Raw genomic sequence first — 13,088 nt, 5'->3', positions numbered from 1 at the left:
GCTGGAACATTTTTCGAAGTTTCAGAATATACTATAGCAACCGGACAGGAACTAGAAAGTATAGGATTTGAAGAACATCGGTATGACCGTCGGATGGGAAGTTTCTAGGGCTTCTCACTCCGGCGTTTATATAGATGCGCCGCTTAAACGGAGGGGCTTTGGCCATGGCTGCCAGAGTTTCTCCGTTTTTGCATGTGCATTTATGTTGTTTTTTTTGCTACAATAGGAATCTGGGCAAATTGGGCTAGATGAATGGAAAAGGAAGTGGCGGAATGGATGCCAAAACGGCGATAAAAGAAATCAAACAAGGGAAAATCTCACCGCTGTACCTTTTGTACGGCAGCGAAAAATTTCGAATGAATGAATTCGCGGCAATGCTGGAAGACCAGCTGATTGCCAAAGAGGATCGCGATTTTGCAGTTATTCCCTTTGATCTCTCTGAGACGCCGGTGCAGGCTGTGGTAGAAGAAGCTGAGACTGTACCTTTTATGGTAGAACGTAAATTATTGCTGGTGCGGGACGCATCGTTATTTACAGCGGGAAAAGAAAATGCCAAACTTGAGCATCGTATAGATATTTTAAGTGATTATTTGCAGCATCCTGTAGATTTCAGTGTGATCGTCTTTATGGTGAATAGTGACAAGCTGGACGAGCGTAAGAAAATTGTGAAGACTGTTAAAACGGCGGGTACGGTATTAGCTTTCAACCCGCTAGGGGCAGAAGAGCTGCTGCGCTGGGTAGAGAAAGGGATTCGTGAGCGGGGGTGTACGATGGCACCTGGCACCGCAGAGATTCTTATCACTAACGCCGGGACAGGTTTGCAGGGCTTATCCGCGGAAATGGACAAGCTATGTTTGTTCGCTGGTAAGGGCGGAACCGTAGACGCAGAAGCAGTAGAAAGTCTGGTGCATCGCGGAACGGAACAAAATGTGTTTACGCTTGTAGAGGACATCGCTAATCTGCGTCTAGATAAGGCGCTTGATACGCTGTATGAGCTGTTGAAGCAGCGGGAAGAACCCATTAAGATTGCTGCGCTGGTTGCGCGGCAGTTCCGAATTATTTTGCAGGTGAAGGATTTATCAGCACATAGTTATTCGCAAGGGCAGATTGCGTCTCAAATTGGACTTCATCCTTATGCAGTAAAGCTTGCAGGGGAGCAGGCCCACAAGTTCTCAAGTGAACGTCTGCGGCAAATTTTAAGTGCACTAGCTGATCTGGATTATAAGATGAAGACAGGAGCTATAGATAAAGTGCTTGGTCTGGAGTTGTTTATGTTAAGGCTAGGTACTTGAACTAAGCAGTGGAAAAAGTATATGGAGATGATCCATCTATGAAAAATGCCTAATCGGAATGAAAGTAACTTATTCAAAAGAGAAAAGTTGATCGTTTAAGAAAACTACCTTTCTAAGGTGGTTTTTTTTCATTCAACTAACGTCTAAAGGAAACTATTACTTATATTTATAGAATAGTAGGCACAAAAAAACCCAACCGTATGAAACATAGCGGTCAGGTTCTTCAATTGCTCATTATGAATGTCGTCCTAGGCTTGAGCCTTAAGAGCGTTCAATTTCTTCGCCAAGCGGGATTTTTTGCGGGCAGCCGCATTTTTATGAACCAGACCTTTAGTTACGGCCTTGTCCAGCTTTTTGGAAGCAGCTTGGAAAGCAGCTTGAGCAGTTTCAACTTCCGTACCTGTCAGTGCTACATCAGCAGTTTTCACAGCTGTACGAAGCGCGGATTTTTGGGAAGCGTTCAGTGCACGGCGTTTTTCGTTCGTGTTTACGCGTTTAACCGCGGATTTAATATTTGGCATTGCATTCACCTCCTGTAAGACATTCGAAATCATTATCAAATGATTCACAACTTAAAATAGTTTAGCATGACCGGTAGTAAAAAGCAATACTTAAAGCTTTCAAATTAAACCATTTTAACCTGCATAAACAAGGGCTTTCTCTCGCACACTATCGACAAAAGAGCATAGGCAGAAGCTTGCAATTTGAGTTTTTGTTAGAAGTAACTCAAGGAAGTGTCTGCTCACAAAACTAAGTATCGCTTACGAAGCAAGTTTTGCTCGAAGTAATTCAATGGAGCGATGCTTACAAAACTTTTAGGAGGCTGGAACAATGGAACCGGATCTGCAGCTATATTCGGTACGCACGGACTTGGCGTTAGAGGCAAAGGAAATGGCTCAAGGGCCACAAAGGACGCCAATCCCTGGTGTAAACGAAGAAGTGGAAGAGTCTGATGGGATAAAAGTTACCCGGCTTGGTGTGGCTAACGCTGCCGGATCACAGGCGATAGGTCGCGCGATTGGGAATTATGTCACGCTTGAGGTACCAGCATTGCGCAATGGAGATACTGGCTTGCAGCAAAAAGTAGCTGAAGTCTTTGCTCGCGAATTCGAGGACTTCCTGACTAGGATTGGGATTGGTAAGGATGCATCTGTACTGATCGTTGGACTCGGTAACTGGAATGTGACTCCAGATTCATTGGGGCCGCTGGTGGTGGAGAATGCGCTCATTACTCGGCAATTTTATGAGCTCGTGCCGGATCAGGTCTCTCCAGGCTACCGTAAGGTAAGTGCTATTGCTCCCGGGGTGTTAGGGTTGACCGGTATCGAGTCGAGTGAGGTTGTACAGGGGATCGTGGATCGTACAAAGCCGGATCTTATTATTGCCATTGATGCGCTGGCATCCCGTTCGCTGGAACGGATCAATACGACGATTCAAATTGCCGACATCGGTATCCACCCCGGTTCGGGGATTGGCAATAAACGGCGCGGATTGACGCAGGAAATTCTGGGTGTTCCTTGTATTGCTATCGGTGTTCCTACAGTTTGCTATGCTTCGACCATTGTAAATAATGTACTGGAGATGATGAAGAATCATTTCGGGCAAGGAGCTGGTCACACCAAGGAAATTATGGGGATGCTAGACGATATTTCTGAGCAGGAACGATTGTCACTAGTGAAGGAAGTACTTGAGCCACTAGGACATGATTTGATCGTTACACCTAAGGAAATCGATGAATTTATTGAAGGCATCGCCAATATTGTAGCCAGTGGTCTGAACGCGGCCCTGCATGATGCGGTCGATCCTGAGAATGTCGGCGCTTATACCCACTAATTGAATCATAGCTAGCACAAGTCCGGCGGGATGCTGATGTACAGTATCTCGCCGGACTCTATGTCTATTCTCTCATTTAGGGTTCTACTATTTCTCTTTCACTCATAGATTTGGAGTATAAGAGATTACAGAGGGCTGGAGGAGGACATAAATATAATGAATAAAAAATGGTTTCAGCTTTGGAACATCGGCCGTTTACGTGGAAGAGTGCTGGATGCTTTATCGCTGGGAAGAACGATGCTGCTGTTGGCCGGAGGTTCGCTAGTATTTTTTATGCTGCTTGGCGCTGGTGGATTGGCCGGACAGAAGTTGAACTCTTCACCCATTCCATCTATGAAGGGGCTTGCGGCCTCCCTATCGAGTGGATTTTTCATGGAGCTGTTGGGGATGGAGGTACCCCATTTACCGCAGGGTAAAGAGCCTTCCGCTTTTTCAGGTGAAAAAGTGACTTCCTTTGTATTTCAATTACTGACCAGTGTGAATCCAAGTGATCCGAAGAGTCTAGTTTCTCGTGAAGTGCCAGGCTTGGCAGCGGATGATCCATTTCTTTTACGAAAAGGCTCGGGTGGCTCTACAGGAGCTCCTGTTGATTATCATCCGGGAACGGATGAACTGGCTGAGGGTGGAGGGGAAGAGGTTGATCCATCGGTTCCAAACGAAGTGGACAAGCCCGAAGATACTCCAGCACAGCAGCCTGAAGCGACAGTAGCTCCGTCTCCTGAGCCATCAGGAGCTGCGGGAGGTACGGATAAGAGTGATCCGCAAAGCGAGACAGATAATACCAAGGACACCTCAGTTAAACGGATCCTTATCTATCATTCACATCCTCGGGAGGCTTATAACCCTCTACTAGGAGTAGCGAACGAAAATCCAAGCTCTGCGGTTTCATCTAAAAATGTAATGCTGGTAGGATCATATATTACGAAAAGATTGGAACAACGCGGGATTGGTACAGTTCATGCCAAAGAAGATTTTCTAACAAAAATTGCCGACTATAACTGGAATTTTTCTTACAAATACTCTCGAATGCTGGTTAAATCTGCAATGAGCTCAAACCAAGAAATGAGTGAACTTATCGACATTCACCGTGACTCGCAGCGTCATGGCAAAACAACTGCAGTGATTGATGGGAAAAGTTATGCTCAGGTGTATTTTATTATTGGACATGCGAATAAAGATTGGAAGAAGAACGAAGAGTTTGCGAACAAGATTCATCAAACGATTGAAAAGAGTTACCCAGGAATATCTCGCGGAATATGGGGAAAAGCTGCGGGTAAAGGAAACAACGGGGAGTACAACCAAACCCTCTCACCTAATAGTGTCTTGATTGAAGTGGGCGGTATTGATAATACAGCAGAGGAATTAAAGCGTACGGCTGATATCTTGGCAGATGCTATTGCGGATGTGTATTGGAGCAGTCATGACTCGGAGAAGGTAAACGCAGCTGGCAAGGCGACGAATCCCACAACCCAAGAGAGCAAGGGACAAACCAATGCTACAGCACCTCAAAAGTCGAACGGAGCTTCTTAAGCTATAGACATTTAATTAGAATAAACAGCCTTATTACCAAGTATTTAAAAAGGAGTGGCTTACATGTCTCGTTTCGGTAAAAAACTGGTTATGGTTGGTATTTGGGCAGGGGTCGGCATACTGTTAGGTATGCAGTTTAGTGGCAGCGGAGGGGCAACCGTCTCTAAGTTGCTGCCAGGCTGGACCGACCTATCGACTACGCCAACCAGTCAAGTGACGGGCATGCAATCACAGCCGATTAAGAATGGGGCTACACAAGGTGGGCAGACTTATGTGTATGTTCCGATGGTGATCGACCCTATCACAGGTGCATATACGCCTGTTTCTCCATTGCCTCAGAATAGCAATCCTGCGCCAACTACAGATCTTCCTCAGAAGGTGGTAGATGGGTATAATACTAAAACTCCAGAGCAGATTCTAATTCCTGAGGAACAAAAGCCGACAGTCGATGTGATAGCGGATAAAACGGCAGGCCTTCTGCAGCAGGCTTCTCAAAAGGGCATACGCTGGGTAGTCTCATTGTTCGATTCGGCGGAAGAATCACAATGATTTCAGGAGAAACAGTTATTTCACGGGTACGTGAATAGCTGTTTCTTCTGTTTTACGTAAGGGCGGGATTGATGGAGTAAGCTTGTACTGTTATAATAAGTGGATTAATATCAGGCTGTCTGTGGGGGTAAGGAATGACTGACGTTCAGAAAAGACAACAACAAATTCGCAATTTCTCGATTATTGCACATATAGACCATGGTAAATCGACACTAGCTGACCGCATTTTGGAATACACGGGGGCACTAACCACGCGTGAAATGCAGGAACAGGTACTCGATCAGATGGATCTGGAGCGCGAACGTGGTATCACAATAAAGCTGCAAGCCGTGCGTTTAACCTATCGTGCAGACGATGGTGTAGAGTATTATCTCAATTTGATTGATACACCGGGACACGTCGATTTCACCTATGAAGTTTCCCGCAGTCTTGCAGCATGTGAAGGCGCACTGCTGGTTGTGGATGCGGCTCAAGGAATTGAAGCGCAGACACTGGCCAATGTGTATTTAGCACTGGATAATAACCTTGAAATCCTACCTGTGCTTAACAAAATTGATTTGCCAAACGCTGACCCTGACCGGGTAAAGCAGGAGATTGAGGATGTTATCGGGCTGGATACCAGTGAAGCGGTTATGGCATCTGCCAAAGCCGGTATCGGGATCAAGGAAATTCTGGAGCAGGTGGTGAAGCAGGTTCCTGCGCCATCCGGTAATTCAGAAGAGCCGCTTAAAGCGTTGATTTTTGACTCCCATTACGATCCTTACAAAGGCGTTATCGTCTATGTGCGCGTAATGGACGGTAAAATCCGTGCGGGATCGAAGATTAAGATGATGGCAACTGAGAAGACTTTCGAGGTCATTGAAGTTGGCGCATTTATGCCGCGTATGACCATTGTCGATGAATTGAACATCGGGGATGTTGGATTTATCGTAGCTGGGATCAAGCATGTTGGAGATACCCGTGTCGGTGATACTGTCACTGACGCAAAGAATCCTACTGCTGAGCCGCTTCCAGGTTACCGTAAGATCAACCCGATGGTATATTGCGGGTTGTATCCGATTGAAACCTCAGATTATAACGATCTTCGTGAGGCATTGGAGAAGCTCCAGCTTAATGATGCTTCGCTAAGCTTTGAGCCGGAAAGCTCGAGCGCGCTTGGATTTGGTTTCCGTTGCGGATTCCTTGGACTCTTGCATATGGAGATCATTCAAGAGCGGATTGAGCGCGAGTTCAATTTGCCGCTAATTACAACAGCACCGAGTGTTATTTATCGAATTATGCTGACCAATGGCGAAATGATTCAAATCGACAACCCGTCACATTATCCGGAAATCGGAACGATTGACTACATTGAAGAGCCATATGTTAAAGCAGCAATCATCGTGCCTAACGACTTTGTAGGTACCGTAATGGAGCTGTGCCAGAACAAACGTGGCGAGTTCGTAAATATGGAGTATCTTGATACTAATCGTGTAACGATTACTTACGAGATTCCACTGTCTGAAATCGTTTATGATTTCTTTGATCAGTTGAAATCAGGTACAAAAGGTTACGCATCCTACGACTATGAAATTTGCGGGTACCGTCGTTCGAATCTGGTCAAGATGGATATCTTGCTTAACAATGAGCAGGTTGATGCTTTGTCCTTTATCGTTCACCGTGACCGTGCATACAACCGCGGACGTATCATTTGTGAGAAACTACGTGGGATTATCCCTCGTCAAATGTTCGAAGTGCCGATTCAAGCCTCTGTGGGTACGAAGGTGGTTGCGCGTGAAACCGTTAAGGCGATGCGCAAAAACGTACTTGCTAAATGTTACGGCGGCGATATTTCCCGTAAACGGAAGCTGCTGGAGAAGCAAAAAGAAGGTAAGAAACGCATGAAGCAAGTGGGTAGTGTAGAAGTACCACAAGAAGCGTTTATGGCAGTACTGAAGATTGATGAGTAGAAAATAGGTAGAGCCGGGAGAATATCCCGGCTCTATTTTTTTAAGCAGGAGCAGATTACAATAGGGGGAAGGATTGTAAGCACATACAAAGTGAGGGGAGTCCTCGTGAAGCGATTATATTTGAAACTTACGCCAAGTACCTTTAAGAATCGGATTTTGTTAGCTTTCTTACTGTTGGTACTAACACCCATTGCCATACTCGTTCTGTATAACTTCAAAGAGACAGAACAAATGCTTCAGGATAATGCGGAAACGAAGAACATAGAGCAGCTTATTGGGATTAAGAATGGTTTTGTTGATCTCATGAGTCTCGTTATGAAAACAGGGTCATTACTTGAACAAGATACAACGATTTTATCGATAATGAAGAATCCCGAGCAATCGGATGAAATCACGAGAAAAAAGCTCGTTGAAAACAAGTTTGGAGCGATTGAAAATACATTCTTCATGAGTGGAGCGACGGTGTATTATACTTTAATCGACCTTCATGGAAACGCATACACTTCCTTTATGCCGAGGGAAACCTTGAGCTACGATGAAATCCAATCGGAGGATTGGGTTCAAGCATTGAAGCGAGAAGGAGCAAATCGATTTATATGGAATCCGAATGATAAGAATAATGTGGTCCGGGAAAGTACGACAAGTAAGAAAATGCTTAGCCTCTATGAGGTTATGCGTGATAATGGTTTTAACATTTATGCCTATGCAAGACTAAGTATCGATTATGAGGAGTGGTTTACTAGATCAACGTTAGGGAGTAAACAGGAAGGTTCTTTTTTTCTACTCGATGCCTCAGGGAGAATGATGCTTAATCCGGATAAGGATGAGACCTTTTCTCCAGATATTGCGCAGAGTATTGTGAAGAGTGATCACCAGCGGCAGACAGAGCGTGCTGCATCTATCATCGATCCGAAGGAGAAGAGCTTATACACATACAGCTACATCGAAGAGTTGAATGGTTATGTCGTTAAAAAGGTACAGCTAGCACAGCTATTTCTTGAGGTGTATAAGCAGAAGCAACGATTTTTTGCTGTATTTGGAGTCATACTACTGCTATTTGTTCTATTAACTTATTTTATATCATCGACGATTACAGTGCCGCTAAAGAAGCTGCAGAAGAAGATGGAGATGACCGCTAAAACGAATCTCAAAATGAAATTACCCGAGCAAGGGCGGGGAGAGATTCTTGCACTGACTCAGAGTTTCAATATAATGATCCATGATTTAAATGAGCTGTTGCAGCGTCTTCAGCTTGAAGAAAAACAGAAGCAATTCGTTCGATTTCAGGTGTTACTTTCGCAGATGAATCCACATTTCCTACTAAATACATTGAATACGATAAAGAGCATCGCCTTAGATAAAGATGATGATGAAATTTATGGAATTTGTGTTGCACTAGGCAAAATATTGGAAACAACCTTAAATACGGAAGTGGATTTGATTCTGTTAAAGGATGAGATTGTACTAATTGAATCTTACATGGAGATTCAGCGGCAACGCTTCGGACATGGGATTGAGATTCAATATGATATCAACGAGGAACTACAATACGCATTAATCCCTAAATTCTGTCTTCAGCCCTTAATTGAAAATAGCTTGATTCACGGCTTCGGTCAGTCTGTGAAACAAGGGAGAATTGATATTTCCGCTAAGGTGACTGGACAGCAACTATATCTGCAGGTTAAAGATAACGGCATGGGGATAGATAGAGCACAGCTGAATAAGGCTGCACGGAAACGACAAGGAATCGGTGTTCAGAATATTAGGGAGAGCTTAGAGCTGTTGTTCAAGAATCAACGGACAGGTATGGACATTGTATCATCAGACACAGGAACTGAAGTGATTATCCATTTTCCACTTCTTATTTCAAAACCTTACGATGGAGGTAAGCTCACATGTGGAGAACGTTAATTGTGGATGATGAACAACCCGCGGTTAAAAGTATACGGAAGTTATTCTTAAAGGCTGGAATCCCGTTTGAAATTATAGGTGAGGCGGAGAATGGAGAAGTAGGCTTGCAAATGATTCGTGAGCTTCATCCAGATGTGGTAGTGACGGATATCAATATGCCAGTGATGGATGGGGTGAAGCTCCTTCAAGTTGCGCGAGAGGAAGGCTTCGACTGCCGATTTGTAATGTTGACCGCGTTGAGTGAATTTGAATACGCCCGGCAAGCGCTCGTATTTGGAGCTTCGGACTACATTCTGAAGTTATCTTTAGATCTACAAGGTTTGAAGCAGACCATGGATAAGGTTCATGCCGAGCTGGAGCGAATGGTGAAGATGAAGAAGGCCGATAAATGGTTTCCTGAGAAGCAACAAACGGGACCGACAGATCATGTGGAGATGAACAAAATAATTGCTTATATTGAAGAACATTATTCTGAGGAAATCTCGCTCAAATCCATGTCAGAGTTGATCCGAATGGATGCCAGCTATATAAGTGACTTATTCAAGAAAAAGACAGGGAAAACGTTGACGAATTATATTCAAGAGCGGCGTATTCAGGCTGGGAAAATGCTGCTAGCAGAGACGAAGCTAACAATTAGTGAGATTGGGCAGCAGGTGGGCTTTGAGAACGATAATTATTTTATTAAAATTTTCAAAAAGTGGTGTGGCGTCACGCCAAATGAATTTCGAAAAGAACCAAAAAACGTTCTATAGTTTCCCAAATGTAGTTCATCCCCCAGAATCCGCTCTGATGATAAAGTTATAGACGTAGAGCACAACACATAATCCTTCCAAGGGGGAAGATATCGATGAAGAAAAAGTGGTATCCTGCAGTGCTTTCTGTCTTATTAGCAGGTACGATGCTGGCTGGTTGTGGTCCTAGTGGAAGTAATGATGCGCAGGGCAGTGCAAATGGACAAACAGCAAAGGAGAAAATAAAGCTTACGATGTGGGGGGCAGTTCCTGCAGAAGCCGGGCCTCAAGCTGTAATTGATAACTGGAATAAAGATAATCCGGACATTCAAGTCGAGTATATCCGTAATGTAAATGACGATGCTGGAAACTTAAAGCTGGATACTGCCTTGATGACCAATCAAAACATAGACCTTTTCATGAACTACGATCTTGCTCATTTACAGAAACGTATGGATGCAGGCGTTGCCTTGGATCTAAGCACGAAGACAGATTATGATATCGACAGCCAGATCGGCGAAGACGCAGCAATGTGGAAAATCAATGATAAGTACTATGGGATTCCTACAAAGAAAAACATGGCGTTTGTATGGTTGAACAAAGATATGCTGGATGCAGCAGGATTACCGATTCCTGCGGTGGACTGGACCTGGTCAGATCTTGAGGAGTATGCGAAGAAGCTAACGAAGCCTGGTGTGTACGGATTATTGCAGGCAGATTCCTCCTTCCCAACAACGATGGACGGTACGCTTGCTGGAATGGGTGTGAAACAGGCGGATGGTACTTCAAACTTTGGGAATGATCTATGGAAAGAACACCTGGAAATATTGCATAACATGATGTTCGTGGACAAATCCACACCGGAATATGGCGAGCAACTGACCAGTAAAATGCCGGTTGACACCATGTTCCTGCAAGGCAAAGCGGCAATGCTAGCAGCAGGTGAGTTTATTTTCCGAAATGCGAACAACTTGAAAGACTATCCGCATGATTTCAAAACCGCGTTCGCCGCTATTCCAAAAGTGAATAAAGATCAAAAGGATTATAAATATTCGGGCGGTGTGGGTGACATGCTTGCTCTTAATGCGAAATCCAAGAACCTGGATGCAGCTTGGGAGTTCGCAAAATGGTATGCGGATGGCGGTATGCTGCCAATGGCAAGCGGTGGTCGTATTCCAGCCTCTAAGAGTGTAGATAGTAAGGAAGCAATGAGCCTTCTCATGAAGGGTGTGGAAGACAAATATGATACAGATTCAATGAATAAAATTGTATTCGGCAAATTCCCGTCCTTCCAGCTAAATGTAACTCAACAAGCCATTGATGCACGTAAAGAAGAGTATGAAAAATACTTCTTAAATAAGCAAGATATTGAAACCACGATGAAGAATATGCAAACCCGTTCGCAAGAGTTATTGAAATAATGAAATAGTTAGCACAAAAGAGAAGGAGGAAGATTTCTTCGTTCTTCTCTTTCGTGTACCCATTTTTCAGCATACGAAAGGCGGCGATACCGTGAAGCGGAGAAGCTGGATGGACAGACAAGGCTGGATCGGCATGACCTTTATTCTTCCGAATATGATTGGTATTCTCTTATTCTTTATTATTCCTGCAATCTATTCCTTTGTCCTCATGTTTACGAATTATCAATTTTCAAATCCGAATTGGCAATTTACTGGGCTGGATAATCTCAAACGATTGTTCCATGACGATAATTTCTATGCCTCGATCAAATATACGGTGATATTCCTGATATCGGTTCCAGTATCGATGGTGCTCGCATTTATTGTAGCGCTATTTCTAAACCGCAGTGTGTATCTTAAAGGCGTATTACGTGGAATGTTCTTCCTACCGTATATCTCCAGTGGAGTAGCCGTTGCATTTGTCTGGATGCTGCTATTTCAGCCTTCACAGGGACCCATCAATGAAATGCTTCGCTGGATTGGCATAACATCGCCGCCAGGATGGTTTGCGGATACGGAAACCGCAATGTATGCCATTGATATCGTACAAATCTGGCTGATGCTTGGCTACAATATGATCATCTATTTAGCTGCATTACAGGAAATTTCGACAGAACAGCTGGAGGCTGCTCGGATCGATGGTGCAAGCACATTCAAAACAACATGGAAAATTGTATGGCCTCTTGTTAGTCCCACAACTTTCTTATTAATGATTACCGGATTAATTATGACGATGAAATCGTTCTCGATTATTCAAGCCATTACGGCTGGAGGTCCTAGCGGAAGTACGACGGTCTTATCACTATTCGTTTATAAAACAGCATTCAGTTATTACGATATGGGATACGCTTCAGCCATTTCATGGTTCTTGTTCGCCGTCATTCTCGTCATTACAGTCATTCAGTGGATCGGCCAAAAGCGCTGGGTTCATTACTAAATGATCCCACAAAGTGAAGCTTTGCGGGGGGCCCCGAAACCATAATTTAAAGGAGCAGGCGGTATGAATGAAAAAGCAGGAAACATGAAGGTGAAACTGCCAGTAACGATCATCATGTTTGTTCTAGGACTATTTATGATTGTGCCTTTCCTATGGATGCTCAGCACATCCTTTCAGACACCTGCCGAGGTGTTTAACAAATGGCTGCCTTCATCTCTCAACTGGAGCAATCATATTCGGGTGTGGACAGGAAGTCATGATTTTGTTCCGTATTATTTAAATTCACTTAAGATTTCAATTATTGGAACTGTGGGGGCGGTGTTTCTATCTGCCCTTGCCGCTTACGGATTTTCACGTACTTCGTTCAAAGGTCGAGATGGACTATTTGTCATATATTTATCCATGATGATGGTTCCGCCTCAGGTACTATTTGTTCCAAAGTTTATCATGTTTAACTGGGTTGGGATTTACAATACGCATTGGGCGCTGATCCTACCAGCCATGTTCTCAATCTTCGGTGTATTTATGCTTCGGCAGTTCTTTATGAGCATTCCTAAGGAAATTACGGAATCTGCTTTTTTGGATGGGGCGGGGCATTATAAGATATTTTTCCGCTTAATTCTGCCATTAGCGAAGCCAGCAATAGCAACGTTTGCTATTCTCGATTTCTCCTGGCAATGGAATGATTATGAGAATGCGCTTGTATTCTTGCAAAGCCCTAAACTATATACCATTCCGCTTGGATTGCAGAATTTTATTCTTGAGAACAATGTGGACTACAACGGGATGATGGCTGCTTCATCGGCTGCGATTATTCCAATGATTATTATCTTCTTTGTGGGTCAGAAATACATTATTCAAGGGATTTCAAGTTCGGCTGTGAAAGGCTAACTATA

The 13,088-nt window shown here is 43.9% G+C and carries 11 protein-coding genes; 10 read left to right on the top strand and 1 reads right to left on the bottom strand.

Annotation, left to right across the window (positions count from 1 at the left end; translation table 11 throughout):
- The first annotated feature begins 272 nt into the window (after window positions 1-272).
- Window positions 273-1,292, top strand: a complete 1,020-nt coding sequence (holA, locus tag NST34_RS24945) for a DNA polymerase III subunit delta (protein WP_340972318.1) — start codon at window positions 273-275, stop codon at window positions 1,290-1,292.
- Window positions 1,293-1,540: 248 nt separating this feature from the next.
- Here the strand turns inward: holA and rpsT are convergent, their stop codons facing one another.
- Window positions 1,541-1,813, bottom strand: a complete 273-nt coding sequence (gene rpsT / locus NST34_RS24940) for a 30S ribosomal protein S20 (RefSeq protein ID WP_042130412.1) — start codon at window positions 1,811-1,813, stop codon at window positions 1,541-1,543.
- 310 nt (window positions 1,814-2,123) lie between these two features.
- Between rpsT and gpr the strand changes: the two genes are divergently transcribed.
- From gpr to NST34_RS24895, 9 genes are all read left to right on the top strand, one after another.
- Window positions 2,124-3,125, top strand: a complete 1,002-nt coding sequence (gene gpr, locus NST34_RS24935) for a GPR endopeptidase (RefSeq protein WP_042191024.1) — start codon at window positions 2,124-2,126, stop codon at window positions 3,123-3,125.
- 156 nt (window positions 3,126-3,281) lie between these two features.
- Complete coding sequence (locus NST34_RS24930; RefSeq protein ID WP_076284816.1) at window positions 3,282-4,655, top strand: stage II sporulation protein P; 1,374 nt, start codon at window positions 3,282-3,284, stop codon at window positions 4,653-4,655.
- Between the two features lie 63 nt (window positions 4,656-4,718).
- Window positions 4,719-5,204, top strand: a complete 486-nt coding sequence (locus NST34_RS24925; RefSeq protein WP_076284815.1) for a hypothetical protein — start codon at window positions 4,719-4,721, stop codon at window positions 5,202-5,204.
- Window positions 5,205-5,338: 134 nt separating this feature from the next.
- Complete coding sequence (lepA, locus tag NST34_RS24920) at window positions 5,339-7,153, top strand: translation elongation factor 4 (RefSeq protein ID WP_036677511.1); 1,815 nt, start codon at window positions 5,339-5,341, stop codon at window positions 7,151-7,153.
- Window positions 7,154-7,258: 105 nt separating this feature from the next.
- Complete coding sequence (locus tag NST34_RS24915; RefSeq protein WP_341128948.1) at window positions 7,259-9,064, top strand: cache domain-containing sensor histidine kinase; 1,806 nt, start codon at window positions 7,259-7,261, stop codon at window positions 9,062-9,064.
- The gene (locus NST34_RS24910) at window positions 9,049-9,816 is read left to right on the top strand and encodes a response regulator transcription factor (RefSeq protein ID WP_341128947.1); all 768 of its coding nucleotides are present in this window, start codon (window positions 9,049-9,051) and stop codon (window positions 9,814-9,816) included. Before NST34_RS24915 ends, NST34_RS24910 begins: the two co-directional genes overlap by 16 nt.
- 95 nt (window positions 9,817-9,911) lie before the next feature.
- Window positions 9,912-11,216, top strand: coding sequence for an ABC transporter substrate-binding protein (locus NST34_RS24905; RefSeq protein WP_341128946.1), 1,305 nt, complete (start codon window positions 9,912-9,914; stop codon window positions 11,214-11,216).
- A gap of 91 nt (window positions 11,217-11,307) precedes the next feature.
- Window positions 11,308-12,192 carry a carbohydrate ABC transporter permease gene (locus tag NST34_RS24900; protein WP_231573337.1) on the top strand — a complete coding sequence of 295 codons (885 nt, stop codon included), beginning with the start codon at window positions 11,308-11,310 and terminating at the stop codon, window positions 12,190-12,192.
- Window positions 12,193-12,255: 63 nt separating this feature from the next.
- Complete coding sequence (locus NST34_RS24895) at window positions 12,256-13,083, top strand: carbohydrate ABC transporter permease (RefSeq protein WP_076284811.1); 828 nt, start codon at window positions 12,256-12,258, stop codon at window positions 13,081-13,083.
- Window positions 13,084-13,088 lie beyond the last annotated feature (5 nt).

The organism is Paenibacillus sp. FSL H7-0714 (assembly GCF_038003765.1).
In the GTDB taxonomy this organism is placed as follows: domain Bacteria; phylum Bacillota; class Bacilli; order Paenibacillales; family Paenibacillaceae; genus Paenibacillus_AQ.
The sequence above is the reverse complement of the archived record's forward strand: the minus strand, read 5'-3'. Positions and strand labels throughout refer to the sequence as shown.

Bases quoted from the DNA above. Each gene is read 5' to 3' on its own strand.
- NST34_RS24910 (WP_341128947.1), top strand. From the start codon at position 9,049: ATGTGGAGAACGTTAATTGTGGATGATGAACAACCCGCGGTTAAAAGT.
- NST34_RS24895 (WP_076284811.1), top strand. From the start codon at position 12,256: ATGAATGAAAAAGCAGGAAACATGAAGGTGAAACTGCCAGTAACGATC.
- gpr (WP_042191024.1), top strand. From the start codon at position 2,124: ATGGAACCGGATCTGCAGCTATATTCGGTACGCACGGACTTGGCGTTA.
- NST34_RS24905 (WP_341128946.1), top strand. From the start codon at position 9,912: ATGAAGAAAAAGTGGTATCCTGCAGTGCTTTCTGTCTTATTAGCAGGT.
- lepA (WP_036677511.1), top strand. From the start codon at position 5,339: ATGACTGACGTTCAGAAAAGACAACAACAAATTCGCAATTTCTCGATT.
- NST34_RS24930 (WP_076284816.1), top strand. From the start codon at position 3,282: ATGAATAAAAAATGGTTTCAGCTTTGGAACATCGGCCGTTTACGTGGA.
- rpsT (WP_042130412.1), bottom strand. From the start codon at position 1,813: ATGCCAAATATTAAATCCGCGGTTAAACGCGTAAACACGAACGAAAAA.
- NST34_RS24925 (WP_076284815.1), top strand. From the start codon at position 4,719: ATGTCTCGTTTCGGTAAAAAACTGGTTATGGTTGGTATTTGGGCAGGG.
- holA (WP_340972318.1), top strand. From the start codon at position 273: ATGGATGCCAAAACGGCGATAAAAGAAATCAAACAAGGGAAAATCTCA.